Origin of the sequence: Salinicola salarius (genome assembly GCF_002179555.1) — a bacterium.
GTDB classification, from domain to species: Bacteria; Pseudomonadota; Gammaproteobacteria; order Pseudomonadales; family Halomonadaceae; genus Salinicola; species Salinicola salarius_A.
The window spans coordinates 54250-70354 of record NZ_NHOU01000006.1 but is presented as its reverse complement, the minus strand read 5'-3'; the positions used below and the strand labels follow the sequence as shown (position 1 = coordinate 70354).

Sequence of the window (16105 nt, the reverse complement as noted above, 5' to 3'; positions counted from 1 at the left end):
CGACCCGTGCGGGCCGCGACCATCGTCGCCTTCAACCCGGCCACGCTGGTCGATGTTTCTATCCGCGCGACCCGTGCGGGCCGCGACGAGGCGCATGAAAGGCGGCAAGCATTCGCTAGAGTTTCTATCCGCGCGACCCGTGCGGGCCGCGACAACCTGCTCTCGCAGATCTTCGCGCTGATCTATCTGTTTCTATCCGCGCGACCCGTGCGGGCCGCGACGACGGGCGCGGTGTACGGCGGCGCCGCGGCATCCGGTGTTTCTATCCGCGCGACCCGTGCGGGCCGCGACAGCCGTCGGTCACCGGGACCGGGTCACCGAAGCTGTTTCTATCCGCGCGACCCGTGCGGGCCGCGACTTCGCAGGAGCGTAGCCGTCGGCATCCGCGTCAGTTTCTATCCGCGCGACCCGTGCGGGCCGCGACGCATTCGAACCATTCCCAATCTGGGGCGACGTCAGTTTCTATCCGCGCGACCCGTGCGGGCCGCGACTGCCGCGATCTAGCCGCCACTTACATGCTGGAGTTTCTATCCGCGCGACCCGTGCGGGCCGCGACAGCCGTCGGTCACCGGGACCGGGTCACCGAAGCTGTTTCTATCCGCGCGACCCGTGCGGGCCGCGACGCAATGGCACCATGACGGTGTCGAGATCCTCGGCGTTTCTATCCGCGCGACCCGTGCGGGCCGCGACAAGGACAGCATCACCGGCATGGCCAGCAGCGTGAAGTTTCTATCCGCGCGACCCGTGCGGGCCGCGACTGCCGCGATCTAGCCGCCACTTACATGCTGGAGTTTCTATCCGCGCGACCCGTGCGGGCCGCGACTCCGAGCCTGGATGGATAGAGGCAAGTCATGAAGTTTCTATCCGCGCGACCCGTGCGGGCCGCGACAAGGACAGCATCACCGGCATGGCCAGCAGCGTGAAGTTTCTATCCGCGCGACCCGTGCGGGCCGCGACCCCGATCGCGAGCGCGCCCTCCAGGTCACCGATATCGTTTCTATCCGCGCGACCCGTGCGGGCCGCGACTCCGAGCCTGGATGGATAGAGGCAAGTCATGAAGTTTCTATCCGCGCGACCCGTGCGGGCCGCGACTTCTGGAAAGAGCAGCAGGGTGACTGCGACAGCTGGGTTTCTATCCGCGCGACCCGTGCGGGCCGCGACCTTCACTGAGCCGGATCCCTCGCTGGGATAAGCGAGGTTTCTATCCGCGCGACCCGTGCGGGCCGCGACCCCGATCGCGAGCGCGCCCTCCAGGTCACCGATANGATGTGGTTGACGGTTTGCTTGTATTCGGTCTGAGGTTTCTATCCGCGCGACCCGTGCGGGCCGCGACTCTGGCGACATAGATTCACCGATCACTCTGAGCACGTTTCTATCCGCGCGACCCGTGCGGGCCGCGACGTCGCCACCAGTGGGTTTGCGCTCGATGTCCTTGAGTTTCTATCCGCGCGACCCGTGCGGGCCGCGACCGGGCCGGCATGACAGGCCGTCAGCGCACGTCGGAGTTTCTATCCGCGCGACCCGTGCGGGCCGCGACCTGGCCATGGATTCGGCGACCCGCTTCGAGCACGAGTTTCTATCCGCGCGACCCGTGCGGGCCGCGACACCCAGACCATCGATAGCCGCACCCAGATGGCCAACGTTTCTATCCGCGCGACCCGTGCGGGCCGCGACTCGTTGCCGCCTTGCGGCTGGCTTCATTCCGCCGCGTTTCTATCCGCGCGACCCGTGCGGGCCGCGACTAGGACTTGCTCCGTCACCGCGCCAGTGCGCCCGTTTCTATCCGCGCGACCCGTGCGGGCCGCGACTCGTTGCCGCCTTGCGGCTGGCTTCATTCCGCCGCGTTTCTATCCGCGCGACCCGTGCGGGCCGCGACTACCAGACGGCCATCGCCTCCGGAGCGGAGAGCGTGTTTCTATCCGCGCGACCCGTGCGGGCCGCGACGTCGCCACCAGTGGGTTTGCGCTCGATGTCCTTGAGTTTCTATCCGCGCGACCCGTGCGGGCCGCGACGCCGCCTGGCTCGAGCTGGTCATGGGTCAGACCACGTTTCTATCCGCGCGACCCGTGCGGGCCGCGACTCGTTGCCGCCTTGCGGCTGGCTTCATTCCGCCGCGTTTCTATCCGCGCGACCCGTGCGGGCCGCGACTACCAGACGGCCATCGCCTCCGGAGCGGAGAGCGTGTTTCTATCCGCGCGACCCGTGCGGGCCGCGACGCCGCCTGGCTCGAGCTGGTCATGGGTCAGACCGTGTTTCTATCCGCGCGACCCGTGCGGGCCGCGACGACCGAGCGCGAACTCTGTCTCGCGGGGCTCGAATGTTTCTATCCGCGCGACCCGTGCGGGCCGCGACATGAGTGGCAGTACCAGGACAAAAACGTCGAAGGTGTTTCTATCCGCGCGACCCGTGCGGGCCGCGACGTTCGTCTTGGTGTTGTTGTTCTCGTTGCCATTGTTGTTTCTATCCGCGCGACCCGTGCGGGCCGCGACTCAGGCTCTTTTTCGTGCCGTGGTTGGCCGGGTTGTTTCTATCCGCGCGACCCGTGCGGGCCGCGACACGAAGAGTTCGAGCGTCTGTTCGAGGTCGCCCCGGTTTCTATCCGCGCGACCCGTGCGGGCCGCGACGAGGACTTGCTCCGTCACCGCGCCAGTGCGCCCGTTTCTATCCGCGCGACCCGTGCGGGCCGCGACTGTCCAGCCGGGACAGTGGGTCAATGGTATCTATCAGGTTTCTATCCGCGCGACCCGTGCGGGCCGCGACTCTGTTCAACAGCTTCATCCGCCATGCGCGTGATGTTTCTATCCGCGCGACCCGTGCGGGCCGCGACCTGCCATGCCTGAACCAGTCGCTGCCAACTTATTGTTTCTATCCGCGCGACCCGTGCGGGCCGCGACGATCCATCAGGGCTTGTATGCTCCATCTGGTTCTTGTTTCTATCCGCGCGACCCGTGCGGGCCGCGACACGCAGCAGCAGCTCGCGGTAGGCGCTTTCCTCGAGGTTTCTATCCGCGCGACCCGTGCGGGCCGCGACTTTCCAGCCGATCGATCTGCTGGGTCAGGTTGTCGTTTCTATCCGCGCGACCCGTGCGGGCCGCGACACCAGACGGGTGCGATGATCGTCGTGGTGCGCGTTGTTTCTATCCGCGCGACCCGTGCGGGCCGCGACGACTGGCCATCGGCAGGCGCCGCACACTCGCGCCAGTTTCTATCCGCGCGACCCGTGCGGGCCGCGACACGAGATCTTCCAGGCCTACTTCGACTGCCGCCAGTTTCTATCCGCGCGACCCGTGCGGGCCGCGACATGAATCGTTCTCCTCGATGCTGAGTTCCCAGCGGATGTTTCTATCCGCGCGACCCGTGCGGGCCGCGACACCTTATCCGCCGTATCCTGAACCACGGGCACCAGTTTCTATCCGCGCGACCCGTGCGGGCCGCGACTCGAGTAGGTTTGACATATCCCAAAATACCATTAGTTTCTATCCGCGCGACCCGTGCGGGCCGCGACCAGCCTGTTTGCTTGCACAGCCGCTGTCTTAGGGGTTTCTATCCGCGCGACCCGTGCGGGCCGCGACAGGCGTTAGGGCGCGTGGTGTCGCGGGTGCAGTCTGTTTCTATCCGCGCGACCCGTGCGGGCCGCGACAACTCCACAATGTCCGTACAAGCACCTTCGTCGGGTTTCTATCCGCGCGACCCGTGCGGGCCGCGACGTGCTGATCGTGAAATATTGGTTGCTGGGCGGCTGGTTTCTATCCGCGCGACCCGTGCGGGCCGCGACTAGTGCGATTGGGCCGGCGGGGTGTCAAGGTCACGTTTCTATCCGCGCGACCCGTGCGGGCCGCGACGATGTGGTTGACGGTTTGCTTGTATTCGGTCTGAGGTTTCTATCCGCGCGACCCGTGCGGGCCGCGACGGCGCTACCTCGCTGCCGCCATGCGCCACGAGCTGTTTCTATCCGCGCGACCCGTGCGGGCCGCGACGCCGCAATGGCGGCAGTCTCACCCTGCCCGGCAAGTTTCTATCCGCGCGACCCGTGCGGGCCGCGACTGCTCGTTTATAACTCATTGAACGATAAAACAAAATCGCTGTACATCAGCGAACCCTTACTTGATATGCAGCCTATGGAGCGCCGTTAACCACGTAAAGCGTTCGATTGCTCTTGAATCAACTTGTTAAAGAGCTGCGAACCTGGCGGGAAAGAGAGGGACACTTGAGGTTCGCAGAGGAAAAATCTTTCAGAACACGAGGGGACCATTCATATCCAGCGCCGGCTTGGCGCCAACATGTTCGATACGCTTCTGCCAGTTACGTCCGAGAAAATAGAAACGCAGACTATCGACCTCTTCATCGATCAAGTCGATCAGGCTCTGTCGCAGTCGAGCCCACTGGTCCGGTTCGACTTCGATTTCAAAGACGGAGAACTGTACACGCTGCCCGAAATCACGGCAGGCTTTCGCCACTCGTCTTAGCCGGCGTGGGCCGCCCTCAGAGGTAACGCTGACATCGTAGCTGACCAGTACCAGCATGAAGAACTCCCGATCTATTTCCAGAGAAAGGGCGGATAGGCATCGAGATCGCCGCGCAGATGACGCGCCAATAGCTGCGCCTGAAGAAAAGGCAACATGCCGATCGGCGCCTTCTCGCCAATGAAGGCGTGATTGAGCTCTTCACGCTTGCGTTCCTGATAGGCGGTCAGCACCGTCTTACGGGCCTCTTCCGTCAAGGTGACGCCACCACTTTCGGCAATGATGAAGTCCTTTTCCCGTAGCTGACGTCGATTGATCAGCGACAGCGCCAGGCGGTCTCCCAGCAGCGGCCGGAACTCCTCGGCGAGATCGAGGGCAAGGCTGGATCGCCCGGGCCGATCGCGATGCAGAAAGCCGACCGCCGGGTCGAGGCCGACGCTCTCCAGCGCCGAGCGGCAGTCGTGAGTCAGCAGCGTATAGAGAAACGAAAGCAGCGCATTGGTGCAGTCACGCGGCGGACGGCGATTACGCCCCGTAAAGCGAAACGCGTCGCTCTCATGACGAATCAATAGATCGAACACGCTGAAATAGCGCTGCGCCGCCTCCCCTTCCAATCCACGCAGCCTGTCTGTGGCGGGTTCGATCAGCAGGTCGCGTGCAATCCGGCTCATGCGCGAGCGCTCCCCTTCAAGCCGCGCCTTTTCCTCTTCCGGCAGCTTGGCACCGTAGTCGCGCAGGCCACGCGATAACACGGCGCGCTGGTTATGCACCTTGCCGATCAGCACGCCACACACGATGGCGGCACAGCCGGTTTCGTCATCGCTCACGCGATATTGCGCGCGGCGCAGCAGCACGTTGCCCGACACGGGCCCCTCGATGCGCGCCAGAAATTTACCGTAAGGTGTGAGATGGGTGATGGTCACGCCCCGCTCGGCACAGAATCCCATCAGCGGCGGTGAGACCAGCACTCGACCGAAACAGACCAGCGATTCGAGCATGTGAATCGGCAGGCGGGCGCGCTCCTTGCCTTCCACTTCCATGACGATGTTGGCGCCGTCCTTCCTGAGCCAGGCACCTTCGGTAGTGATGTAAAGCGTATTGAGCTGACGGCGCATCGGATTCTACTCATCCAGTGATTGCAACTGACGCGCCAACCAGCGGCTCGCCGAGCGCTGCTTGCCCATTATCTGCGGCTGGCAGGCGTCGATCAGCGAGCAACGGTCGCAGCGTTTGGCCTCGTATACCGCGGGCGGCGTGCGGTTGTTATCGAACAGCGCACGGGTGCTGGCGATCACATCCAACGTCAACGCCCGCAACGTCTTGTCGAAAGGCACGTCCTTGCGCCGCCGCGTCTTGCCGTAAAAAAGTGCGCCGTGTTCGATTTCCACGTTCAACATCTCTTCCAGACAAAGCGCCTGGGCGCAGAGCTGCACTTCGTCGGCGCGATGCGCCTTGGGCCGCCCGCGTTTGTACTCGATGGGTCGGACGATGGTCTGCGCTTCTCGCTCATCGAACTCGACCACGTCAGCAATACCGGTCAATCCCCACCGCTCACTGGCCAGCGGTAGCGCCATGGCGGTATGTACGCCGCGCCGACGCTCGTGGCCGAGACGGTCGGCGCGTTCATGCAAGATGCGTCCCTCGGCGGTGTAGCGGTTCTCCGCCCACTGTTGTTCGATATGGATCAACGCACACTGGCGCGGGCAATATAGATAGTGCTGCAACGCCGAGAGCGGGATCAGGCGGACCTCGTCCTCCATTCCCGCTGGCCTACAGGCGCTCTTCGACGCTGACCCCGGCCGGTAGTGCTTCGGCATCGACCGTGACCCGGTAATCGCCGTAATGCCGCGCGGGGGTATCGGCTTCGCCTTCGACCCGCTCGACTTTCACGCTGTCGAACAGCCGATGCGCCGGCGCATTGCCCATCGGGTGGTCGTGCTTGAAGACGATCAGCTTGCGCGCCGACATCTCGCCACGCGCCGCGGAGCGGTCATGCTCGAACATGTTGATCAGGGCGCGCCACAGCAGTTCGAGATCGTCTTCGGAAAAGCCGGTGCGCTCGGAGAGCTTCGCCGACACATAGCCGTGAGCACGATAAAGCCCATAGGGAATGATGTGCTTGCGGCCCATGGTGCGATTATCGCCGTGCTGCTTTTCGGCTTCCGCTCTGGTGGTAACCGCCATCCGCGTGATTGACACCTCCATTGGCACCACCGGATCGATCGAACTGGCAAAGGCCATCTGTACCGGACCACGTACCTGGCCGGAGTTGACCCCGGTAGTCATCACCGCGCCGAAGGTGCGCACATCGAAGAAGTTCTGGCACATCCATGCAGTAAGAGAACGTGCTTTTTCTTCATCCTTCGGCAATTTCCCCTTTTCTACATCAATTTTTAAAGCGTCATAGGCTTTTTGATGTTGATCATTCAGGACCGATTTTTCCTGCATGTAGATGGCATAACCGGCGTCGTCTTCCTTTTCCAACGCGACGTAGTTGCGAATCTTGCGCTTGAGGCAAACATCGGTGACCAGCCCCTGATTGGTTTCCGGATCAAGCCGGGGCAGGTTGCCGGCATCAGGATCACCATTGGGATTGCCATTGGTAACGTCGAACAGCAGCACGAATTCATAACGGTTGGCGATGGCGGTCATGCGTCTTCTCCCTGCGTGGATTCTTCTGGTGTCATTGCACTGTCGCGCTTGGCGAAACGCGCCTGTGACTGATGGTAATAACCGATAGCGAACCGCCCTTGATCTTCGATCTTGAGGTGTCTGGGAAAGGTATCGCCGAGACCATCGATAATGGTGCTGATCTCTTGCTCGATTCTATAGGCCAGCCCGCCCTTGTCCTTCTTGCGCATATTTGACAGATGGTTCTGGGCATTACGCAGCAGCATCGGGAAGACGCTGGCCGGCGTCGCCGACGCCGCGCCGTAGTAGCGGTCACGGATGGTGGCATTGACCTGGTCGCCGAGGGCGCCACGCTGGGCGCTTTCAAGTTCGGCGAACAGTCGTCCAAGCAAATAACCGGGATGGGTGGATTGTCGATCGAGACTCACGGGCACCTCCTGAGCATGGAAATTCGAACGCGCCGCGAGTCGCGCTTCGCGCGCAAGCACGGCCTTGCAGAGCGCCACGCGAATGCCGCTGATATCACCGTCGTTACGCAGACGCATGATGACGTTGCTCAGCAGCGCACGCGGATAGCGGCTACCGGTGAGAATGGCACGAGCCAGCTCACCGGCGAGTTGGGGCGGAATATCCTCGGCCTTCGCTTTACCATCGCGACTGGGCGCGGTGGCATACAAAAGCCGCCACATGGCCGGGCCGATTCCCTTCCAGGGTGCGGGCTCCAGCTGTAGATCACGGTGATGATCGGCATAATGGCGAGCCAGTTGGTCTAGGCGATTGACACACCAGAAGCGGATCGATAATCGCGCAGCATTAGGCGCCAGCCCGAGCACGAAGAAGCGGGTATCATCTTCAAGTGCGGGGTCGAACGAGGCTAGCGGACGGCCCTGGGCGATGCCATCCAGCAACGTCTTGAGTCGCGCGGCTTCCTGTTCGTCATTCGGTGGCTCGTTGAGCATGGCGAAGAAGCCTTCGGCGGCCTCGGCATGCGCCGCATCGCTGGCCTCGGCCCAGAACACTACAGTAGCGTCACCGATCGAGAGGCACTGATGGTTGTCGCTATCGCCACGAAGCAGATAGTTGAGTGCCGTGGAGTAACCAAAGATGGCCGATTTCGAGATCGAGGCATTGTCCTGCCCCTTGTGGCCGTAGGAATTGTAGGCGTCGCTGTTGAAGGAGACGAGCGAGGCACCAGATGACTGAGCACCTCTCACGCCGCGAATGGCCGGATGATCGGTGCCTAGTGGAGCCGTCTCACCGGTAATCAGACACTGACCGGCTGTACCTTCATCGCTGTCCAGCGCATCCCGCCAAAGGCTACATGCCGACAGGTTTTCATGCAGATAGTGCTGCTGCCCATCGAGACGAAACACGATATTGGTATCCAGCACCTCTTCGCTATAGCCGGGAAGCGTGGCCAATCTCTCTGGCAACCATTGGTCGAGCAGTGCCAGGAAAGCCTGTAATTCAGGGTCATCACTGCCAGCGAACAGTGCTACCTGACGCATCTTGAACGCGGCGTGTTCATCCGCCAGCCGCTTTCCTTCACTCGCGGTCACGCCCAGCGCATAGGCGGTCTTGTCCCATAGTGGATAGGCATGAATCCCGGAAGTGCGACGCTTGTCGACCGGTACTTGCTTCGATCTTGGCCTTGGTTTCTTTCCTGACGTATCGCGCAAATCATCAATGGCAACCGGCTCACCGTCACTTGAAAATACCAGCGCATAGCTGACCTTCTCGCTGCTGAAGCCGGGTACCGGCACCTTGTCCTGAGCCGCGAGACGCCGATAGTAGTCGTTGAGTGCGGAGAGAATCATGCCAGCGCCTCCGCAAATGGCGGCACCTCGATCACGCCGTCCTTCATCCTGGCGCGAAAGAAGCGCGGCGTCTTGCCGTTGGCGAAGTCGATGTCATGGAGCATGAAACCAAGATCGCGCTCGCCACTCAGATCATCGTCTGCCGCCGGCACCTGCTCATCGGACTCGACCAACTCGAAGGCGGCCGGAAACTCCCGGGTGCCCAGGCACGGCATGTGAAAGCACTGCCCCTGGCGGGCGCGACGATTGAAGATATCGAGATGCTTGCCGGGTGTGTCGCTGTCGTCGGCGCGGGACGTGAACTCGAAGTGCGCTTCGATCACGTAGCCGACATCACGCAGAATGGTCGCGGCGCGCTGCTGGCGGTTCTGATCGACGAAATAATTGACATCATCGACACGACCCGCTTTCATCGCCTTGGACACCGTGCCTGCCGATAATTTACCGGCTACTTCGTTGCGGCGGATCGATTCGAAGCGAATCGGCTTCAGTACATGAATACGATCGATACACCAGCGAATCGCCGGCTTCCAGTGGATGGCCTCCAGAATGCCACGCGCCGCCGAAGGCGTAATCACGTCATAGGAGACTCTTTCTACCTTCATCTCTGGCCGGGTAAAGCAGGCCCGCTCCCCCCAGATATGTAGCCGAACGCCAAAACTCATGCGCCGCTCCTTGTTGTGTTCTCTAATAAATCATCGGCCGTTTCACCAAATATTTGATTCACTGGCACGAAAAGTCGGTTCGCTCCAATTCAATCCCAGCCGCTTGTCGTAGAGATCTTCATTGATCAGCACTATGAACTGCTCGCCGAACTTGTCCGGTTCGATAGCTGCAATAGCCCCAGCACGCTCCAACGCCGCGAAGCCCTGGTGCGGTACTTGCACCGTGTAAGGCTGGAGCTTACGGGCGATGCCGCCCACACCTTCGGCATAGGACAGCTCCCGGAGCGCATCCCGAGCCGTCTTGTCGAAGGGGATGATTACGGCGCGCTGAGCGTTCTCGATCATGCGGAACTTCTGCTCGAGCGTTTCGAACGGTAACCCGTCGAGGCGGCCGTGTTCGATAAGTTGCAAGAGATCGTGCCGGTCGAGCTGCTGTGGTCCCTGCTGCCAGTAGAGCAGGCGGAAGTAGGCGTCGATGGCATCCAAAGAGAGTGGATCGTCACGATGACTTCTGAGCACTTCACGGCTGACCTGGGCAAATTGCTTGAGCTCCGGCGGCGGCGCCCACTCTTCATTGGCGGTGGCGAAAATGCGCACTTCGCTGTCCGCTTTCGAGCGCTTGCCTTCCCGGTTGCAGCGCCCCGCGGCCTGAGCGATGGCGTCGAGCCCGGCCTCAGCGCGCAGCACGCGGGGAAAGTCGACGTCGACGCCGGCTTCGATCAGCGACGTAGAGACGACGCGGCAGGGCCGGCCATCCTTCAATTGCTGGCGAATCTCGGCCAGCACTTGGCGGCGATGCACGGCACACATCGATGTGGTGAGATGATAGGCACCGGGCTGTTCGGCCATCGCTTCGAACAACGCTCGTGCATGACGGCGGTTATTGACGATGCACAGCGTCTGCTCGGTAGCGAGCAGTTCGTCGCGCAGCGTCTCATCATCCAGCGTGCCAACATGGCGCACGGTGACACGCTCAAGCTGGCGATAGAGCTTCTTCGGGCAGGGCGCCAGCTCGTGCAGGTCGCGCAAGCCGCCAACGAAACTTCGTTCAGGGTCATCGGTCTCGGCCAATGCCGGCTGGGTGGCGGTGCAGAGCACGACACTGGTACGGTAGTTGAGCGCCAGCTCATCCAGCGCCGCCACGCTGGGGCGTAGCAGCGGAAGCGGCATGGTCTGCGCCTCGTCGAGAATCACCACGCTGCCCGCAATGTTATGCAGCTTGCGGCAACGCGATGTCTTGGCGGCGAACAGGCTCTCGAAGAATTGTACCGTGGTGGTGACAATAATCGGTGCGTCCCAGTTCTCGCTGTCACGGCGCAGTTTATCGATGCTGCTTCGCGTGCGTGACTGACCACTGGCGCTTCCATCGACATCGAAAGCACTGTGATGTTCAAGCACGGCGGCTTCGCCATGCTCACCCAGCGCGCGACGAAACACCGCCGCGTTTTGCTCGACGATGCTGGTAAAGGGGATGACATAAATGACACGGTCCATGCCGTGGGCAATGGCATGATCCAGTGCAAATGCCAGCGAGGCCAGCGTCTTGCCACCGCCGGTGGGCACCGTCAGCGTAAAACGGCCGGGGGCTTTTTCGGCCTGATTACGCACATGGGTCAGTATCTCACCGCGTAGCCGATTGACGTCGCTATCGGCCTTGAATGCTGCCAGATGAGCGTTCAGCGCATCACGCAGTACATCGAGCCCAGGACCGCCGCCACGTGAATGGGGCAGACCCTTTTCATGCAGCGCATAGAAATTCTCGGTATCGATGAAGTCGGCATCGACCAGACAGGAAAACAGCATTCGGGTCAGGAAGGCGTATTGAAAGAAACCGCGATCACGGCGCAACGTGAAGTGTGCAGGTGGCCTCAACTGGGCAGGCAAAGTGAGCGCTTGCTGCCAACATGGATCGAGTTCGGGCAGGTCTGCCTTGAGCCGGTTTGTCAGCGGCGTGCGCTCACCCGCGTCGCGGCCATTGGCCAGTCCGGCGTGATGGCCGGCGATGGCATAGGCCAGCAGATGCCCCAGCGGGCCCAATCGCTCTTTGGCAACGGCTGCACCGGCCGTGGCGTGATCGACCCGGAGTGCCGCTCCTTGCAGGCGGCGTTGAAACTCATGACTGTATTTGCCTAGATCGTGCAGCAACCCGGCCGCATAAGCGGCTTCTGGCATTCCAAACCGCTCCGCGCGCTGTGAGGCTAGCTTGGCGACCGTTTCGAGATGATCGCTCAGCGTCTGCCAATCGTGCCGGTCACTAGAAGCAGTTGAGTGGGCATAGAGCATTATGATGGAACGCTTTGTATCTATTGGTAACAATTAAATACATAATGCCGATAAATACAAGCATCCAGATTCTTTTCAGCGTTACCCATCAGTTATCGTTGTGCTTCTTTCCCGCCTCCCACATCGTTCAAATCGTCAACATCAATACTCAAGTCGCTCCCCGTGCTCCAAAACACCGCTTCGGTCATCTCTGCGCAACAGGTGGCGTCCTGCTACACCGCGTCCGCCCATGCTTCGCCCGATCGCCCCGCGCAGCAAGGCGAAACCACGGAATTATCGGTGGTGGATTTACGGGCATCTCCTCGACGCCTGGCACTACCGCACGCGCGCCCCATCGGGCTGCTAGCGGCTCACCACTCCAGCGCCTGCTTGACGAAGGGGATGGTCAACTTGCGCTTGGCCGACAGCGAGGCGCGATCGAGCCGCGACAGGATTTCGAACAGCGGGTCCAGCTGGCGTGGGCCGCGATGGAGAATATAACGCCCCACTTCTGCCGGCAGTTCCATCCCGCGCACCTGCGCACGCAGTTGCAGGGCCGCCAGCCGCTGGGTGTCGTCCAGCGGCTGGGCGTGAAACACCATGCCCCAGTTCAGGCGGGAAGCCAGATCCGGTAGCTTGACCTCGAGTTGACGCGGCGAGCGGTCGGCGGCGATCACCAGTCGCTTGCCGGCATCACGCAGACGATTGAAGCCGTGAAACAGCGCCTCCTCCCAACGCTTGCGCCCGACCACCAATTGCAGGTCGTCGATCGCCAGCAGATCGAGGCGCTCCGGCTCCTCGAGAATATCCGGCGGGAAATGCCCCAGCATATCCAGCGGCAGATAGAGTGCTCGCTTGCCCCGGGCATCGGCGTTGTGGCACGCCGCCTGCAACAGATGGCTACAGCCCACGCCCTCGCTGCCCCAGAGGTAGAGGAAAGATTCCCCGCTCTCGTCGAGCTGCTTCATGAGATGCGCCACCAGTGACGCGTTGTCGCCCGGCAGATAGTTGGCGAAAGTGGCATCATCGCGTAGCCCGACGCCGAGCGGCAGTTGGGACGGCCCCGGACTCATGTCGATCCATCTCCTTGGCTCTGGTCTTGGGAAAGCGCGCCGCTGCGCGAACGATTGTAGAGCTGGCTACCACGATAGCGATGGTAGGCGTAACGGAGCAACACCATGACGACGGCGGCCACCGGCAGCGCCAGCAGAATGCCGGTGAAGCCGAACAGTTGGCCGCCGGCGAGTACCGCGAAGATCACGGCCACCGGATGCAGGCCGATCTTGTCACCCAGCAAAAGCGGCTGAAGGACGGTGCTTTCGGCGATCTGGCCAATGCCGAAAACGACCAGCACGCCAACCAGCGGCAGCCAGGTATCGAATTGGAAGAAGGCCACCACTGCGGCCGTCACGATGCCGACGATCACGCCGAGATACGGCACGATGCTGGCAAGCCCCGCCATTACCCCGATCAACAGCCCGAAGTGCAGCCCGATCACGCTCAGGCCGACCGCATAGATCACGCCCAGGCTCAGCATCACCAGCAGTTGCCCCCGCAGGAACGCCGACAGTACCTCGTCGCACTCGGTGGTCAGCGAGGTCACACGGGGCTCGATGTGCCGGGGCAGCATGTCGCGGATATATCCCTTGATCCGGTCCCAGTCGAGCAGCAGGTAGAAGGTCACCACCGGGATCAGCGCGATGTTGCCGATCCACACCGCAAAGGCGAGGCCGGAGCGAGACGCCTGGGCGAGAAACGCCGCCGCGAAGGTGCCGGTCTCGCGCCAGTTAGCCATCAGCGCATCGCGCAGCTGGTCGAAGTCCGCAGTGAAATCGATGCCGGTCAACGACTGGATCTCCGGCAGAATCGTCGCCTGCACCCAGTTGAAGACGCTGGGCAGCGCCTCGATCAGTTGCGCGATCTGACGCCCCAGCACGGGGACCAGCACCAGCACGCCGCCGATGATGATGACGCCCAGCAGCAGGAACACCACGCTGACGGCCAAGCGCCGCGACAGCCCCCGCGCCTCGAGCCAGTCGGTCACCGGATCGCCCAGATAGGCGAGGATCATGCTGACGAAGAACGGCATCAGGATCGGTTCCAGCAGGATCAGCAGCCAGACCGTCAACGCCGCGCCGATCGCGCCCCAGATTTGCAGTTTTGTCATCGTGCTCTCGTCGTCCTTCGACTGCCCCCTCGATGAAGGCAATGCTACAATGCGCCCCGCTGAACATCATCCTTATTCCTTGGCTCCGCGAGAAGGTCCTCCTATGACGCGCTCCTCTTCCGATACCCCGAACGCGCCCCGTTCGTCCGGCTCCCAGTCTCTGACCTACCGAGACGCCGGTGTCGACATCGATGCGGGCAATGCGCTGGTCGAGAGAATCAAGGGCGTCGCCAAGCGCACCTCGCGGCCGGAAGTCATGGGTGGGCTCGGCGGCTTCGGCGCCCTGTGCGAAATTCCGAGCGGCTACCGCCAGCCGGTGCTGGTCTCCGGCACCGACGGCGTCGGCACCAAGCTGCGCCTGGCCATGGACCTGGGTCGTCACGACACCATCGGCATCGATCTCGTCGCGATGTGCGTCAACGACCTGGTCGTCGCCGGTGCCGAGCCGCTGCAGTTCCTCGACTACTACGCTACCGGCAAGCTGGATGTCGATATCGCCGCCGACGTGGTCACCGGCATCGGCGAAGGCTGCAGCCAGGCGGGTTGCTCGCTGGTCGGCGGCGAAACCGCGGAAATGCCCGGCATGTACGAGGGCAGCGATTACGATCTGGCCGGCTTCTGCGTGGGCGTGGTGGAAAAATCCGAGATTCTCGACGGCAGCAAGGTCGGTGAAGGCGACGTGCTGCTGGGCCTCGCCTCTTCCGGCCCGCACTCCAACGGCTACTCGCTGATCCGCAAGATCCTGGAAGTTGGCGGCGGCAAGCTCGACGACACACTGGAAGGCAAGCCGCTGGCCGACCTGCTGATGGCGCCGACCCGTATCTACGTCAAGCCGCTGCTGTCGCTGATCCGCTCCAGCAGTGTCGATGTTCATGCGCTGTCCCACATCACCGGTGGCGGCCTGCTCGAGAACGTGCCGCGCGTGCTGCCGGCGCATCTGGCCGCGCGGATCGACGTCAGCCGCTGGCAGCGTCCCGCCGTGTTCGACTGGCTCAAGCAGCAGGGCAACGTGGAAGAGCGCGAGATGTATCGCGTGCTCAACTGCGGCATCGGCATGGTCGTGGTGGTTCCCGCCGACCAGTCCGACCAGGCCATCGCCCATCTCGAGACCGCCGGCGAAACCGTCCATCGTCTGGGCGAGATCGTCGGCCGTAGCGCCGATGAAGAAGCCGTGCAACTGGAGAACCTGCCGGCATGAGCGGTGACTATCCTTCACAACAGCACGATACCCTGAACGACTTCGAAGCCGCCGCGGCCGAAAAGCCGCGGGTCGTGGTGCTGATCTCCGGTAACGGCAGCAACCTGCAGGCACTGTTGGACGCTCAGGAACACGACGAGCTGGGCGGCGGCGAGATCGTCGCCGTGGTCTCCAACAAGGCCGATGCCTACGGACTCAAGCGAGCCAAGGATGCCGGCGTCGACGCCGTCGCCCTGCCCCATCGCGAGTATGACTCGCGCGAGGCATTCGATGCCGCGCTGATCAAGGTCATCGACCGCCACGAGCCCCACCTGGTGGTGCTCGCCGGATTCATGCGCATCCTGACGCCCGCTTTCGTCGACCGGTATCGCGGACGCATGCTCAACATTCACCCGTCGCTGCTGCCCGCCTACCAGGGGCTGGACACGCACCGGCGCGCACTGGCCGACGGTGTCGCCGAGCATGGCGTCAGCGTGCATTTCGTCACCGAGGAGCTCGATGGCGGGCCGGTGGTGATCCAGGCCGTGGTCAACGTCGAACCGGATCAGGATGTCGATGCGCTGATCGAAAAGGTTCACGCTCGCGAGCATCTGATCTACCCCATCGCGGTGCGCTGGTTCCTCGAAGGCCGCGTCAAATTGTCGCCCGACGGCAAGGTGACGCTGGATAACGTGCCACTGCCCCCCACGGGGCTGCGCATGTCCCATGCCGACGCCGCCGAAGAGCTGGACGAAGATCTCGACGACTGATCGCCGGTAAGCTGTTTTTCCCCTCGTCGGCGCTCCCAGCGCCGACGATCTCCCCGCCGCGGACGGCTACCCACGCTTGCCCAACCGCCAATCTTTGCCAGACTGAAATCATGCTTTCGTTCGGCACCAACGCCGGATGAATCGTTTCCGTCG

General features: G+C 62.5%; 11 protein-coding genes and 1 CRISPR repeat array (1 of these 12 cut by a window edge). Of the genes, 2 read left to right on the top strand and 9 right to left on the bottom strand.

What is annotated here, in order from left to right; genetic code table 11:
- A CRISPR array of direct repeats spans positions 1-4044; the repeat unit is 33 nt; unit sequence GTTTCTATCCGCGCGACCCGTGCGGGCCGCGAC (it extends 3674 nt beyond the left edge of the window).
- 188 nt (positions 4045-4232) lie between these two features.
- From cas2 to CCD76_RS06680, 9 genes are all read right to left on the bottom strand, one after another.
- Positions 4233-4523, bottom strand: a complete 291-nt coding sequence (cas2, locus tag CCD76_RS06720) for a CRISPR-associated endonuclease Cas2 (RefSeq protein WP_087718762.1) — start codon at positions 4521-4523, stop codon at positions 4233-4235.
- A gap of 14 nt (positions 4524-4537) precedes the next feature.
- The gene (gene cas1c / locus CCD76_RS06715; RefSeq protein ID WP_087718761.1) at positions 4538-5578 is read right to left on the bottom strand and encodes a type I-C CRISPR-associated endonuclease Cas1c; all 1041 of its coding nucleotides are present in this window, start codon (positions 5576-5578) and stop codon (positions 4538-4540) included.
- Positions 5579-5584: 6 nt separating this feature from the next.
- A complete protein-coding gene (gene cas4 / locus CCD76_RS06710) occupies positions 5585-6223 on the bottom strand; it encodes a CRISPR-associated protein Cas4 (protein ID WP_087718755.1) in 639 nt (212 codons plus the stop codon).
- A 10-nt stretch (positions 6224-6233) separates the two neighbouring features.
- On the bottom strand, positions 6234-7115 hold the full coding sequence (cas7c, locus tag CCD76_RS06705) for a type I-C CRISPR-associated protein Cas7/Csd2 (RefSeq protein WP_087718754.1): 882 nt from the start codon (positions 7113-7115) through the stop codon (positions 6234-6236).
- Positions 7112-8911 (bottom strand): type I-C CRISPR-associated protein Cas8c/Csd1, encoded by a 1800-nt coding sequence (cas8c, locus tag CCD76_RS06700; RefSeq protein ID WP_087718753.1) that lies wholly within the window; start codon positions 8909-8911, stop codon positions 7112-7114. The genes cas7c and cas8c overlap by 4 nt, the downstream gene beginning before the upstream one ends.
- A complete protein-coding gene (gene cas5c / locus CCD76_RS06695) occupies positions 8908-9576 on the bottom strand; it encodes a type I-C CRISPR-associated protein Cas5c (protein WP_087718752.1) in 669 nt (222 codons plus the stop codon). The genes cas8c and cas5c overlap by 4 nt, the downstream gene beginning before the upstream one ends.
- A 42-nt stretch (positions 9577-9618) precedes the next feature.
- Complete coding sequence (locus CCD76_RS06690) at positions 9619-11859, bottom strand: CRISPR-associated helicase/endonuclease Cas3 (protein WP_087718751.1); 2241 nt, start codon at positions 11857-11859, stop codon at positions 9619-9621.
- A gap of 350 nt (positions 11860-12209) precedes the next feature.
- Positions 12210-12911, bottom strand: coding sequence for a DnaA regulatory inactivator Hda (gene hda / locus CCD76_RS06685; protein ID WP_087718750.1), 702 nt, complete (start codon positions 12909-12911; stop codon positions 12210-12212).
- Positions 12908-14005: an AI-2E family transporter gene (locus CCD76_RS06680; RefSeq protein WP_087718749.1), complete on the bottom strand. Its 1098-nt coding sequence runs from the start codon at positions 14003-14005 to the stop codon at positions 12908-12910. Before CCD76_RS06680 ends, hda begins: the two co-directional genes overlap by 4 nt.
- A 103-nt stretch (positions 14006-14108) precedes the next feature.
- Here CCD76_RS06680 and purM point away from each other — a divergent pair, with 103 nt between their 5' ends.
- Positions 14109-15203 carry a phosphoribosylformylglycinamidine cyclo-ligase gene (purM, locus tag CCD76_RS06675; protein ID WP_087718748.1) on the top strand — a complete coding sequence of 365 codons (1095 nt, stop codon included), beginning with the start codon at positions 14109-14111 and terminating at the stop codon, positions 15201-15203.
- Positions 15200-15952 carry a phosphoribosylglycinamide formyltransferase gene (gene purN, locus CCD76_RS06670; protein WP_087718747.1) on the top strand — a complete coding sequence of 251 codons (753 nt, stop codon included), beginning with the start codon at positions 15200-15202 and terminating at the stop codon, positions 15950-15952. Before purM ends, purN begins: the two co-directional genes overlap by 4 nt.
- Positions 15953-16105 lie beyond the last annotated feature (153 nt).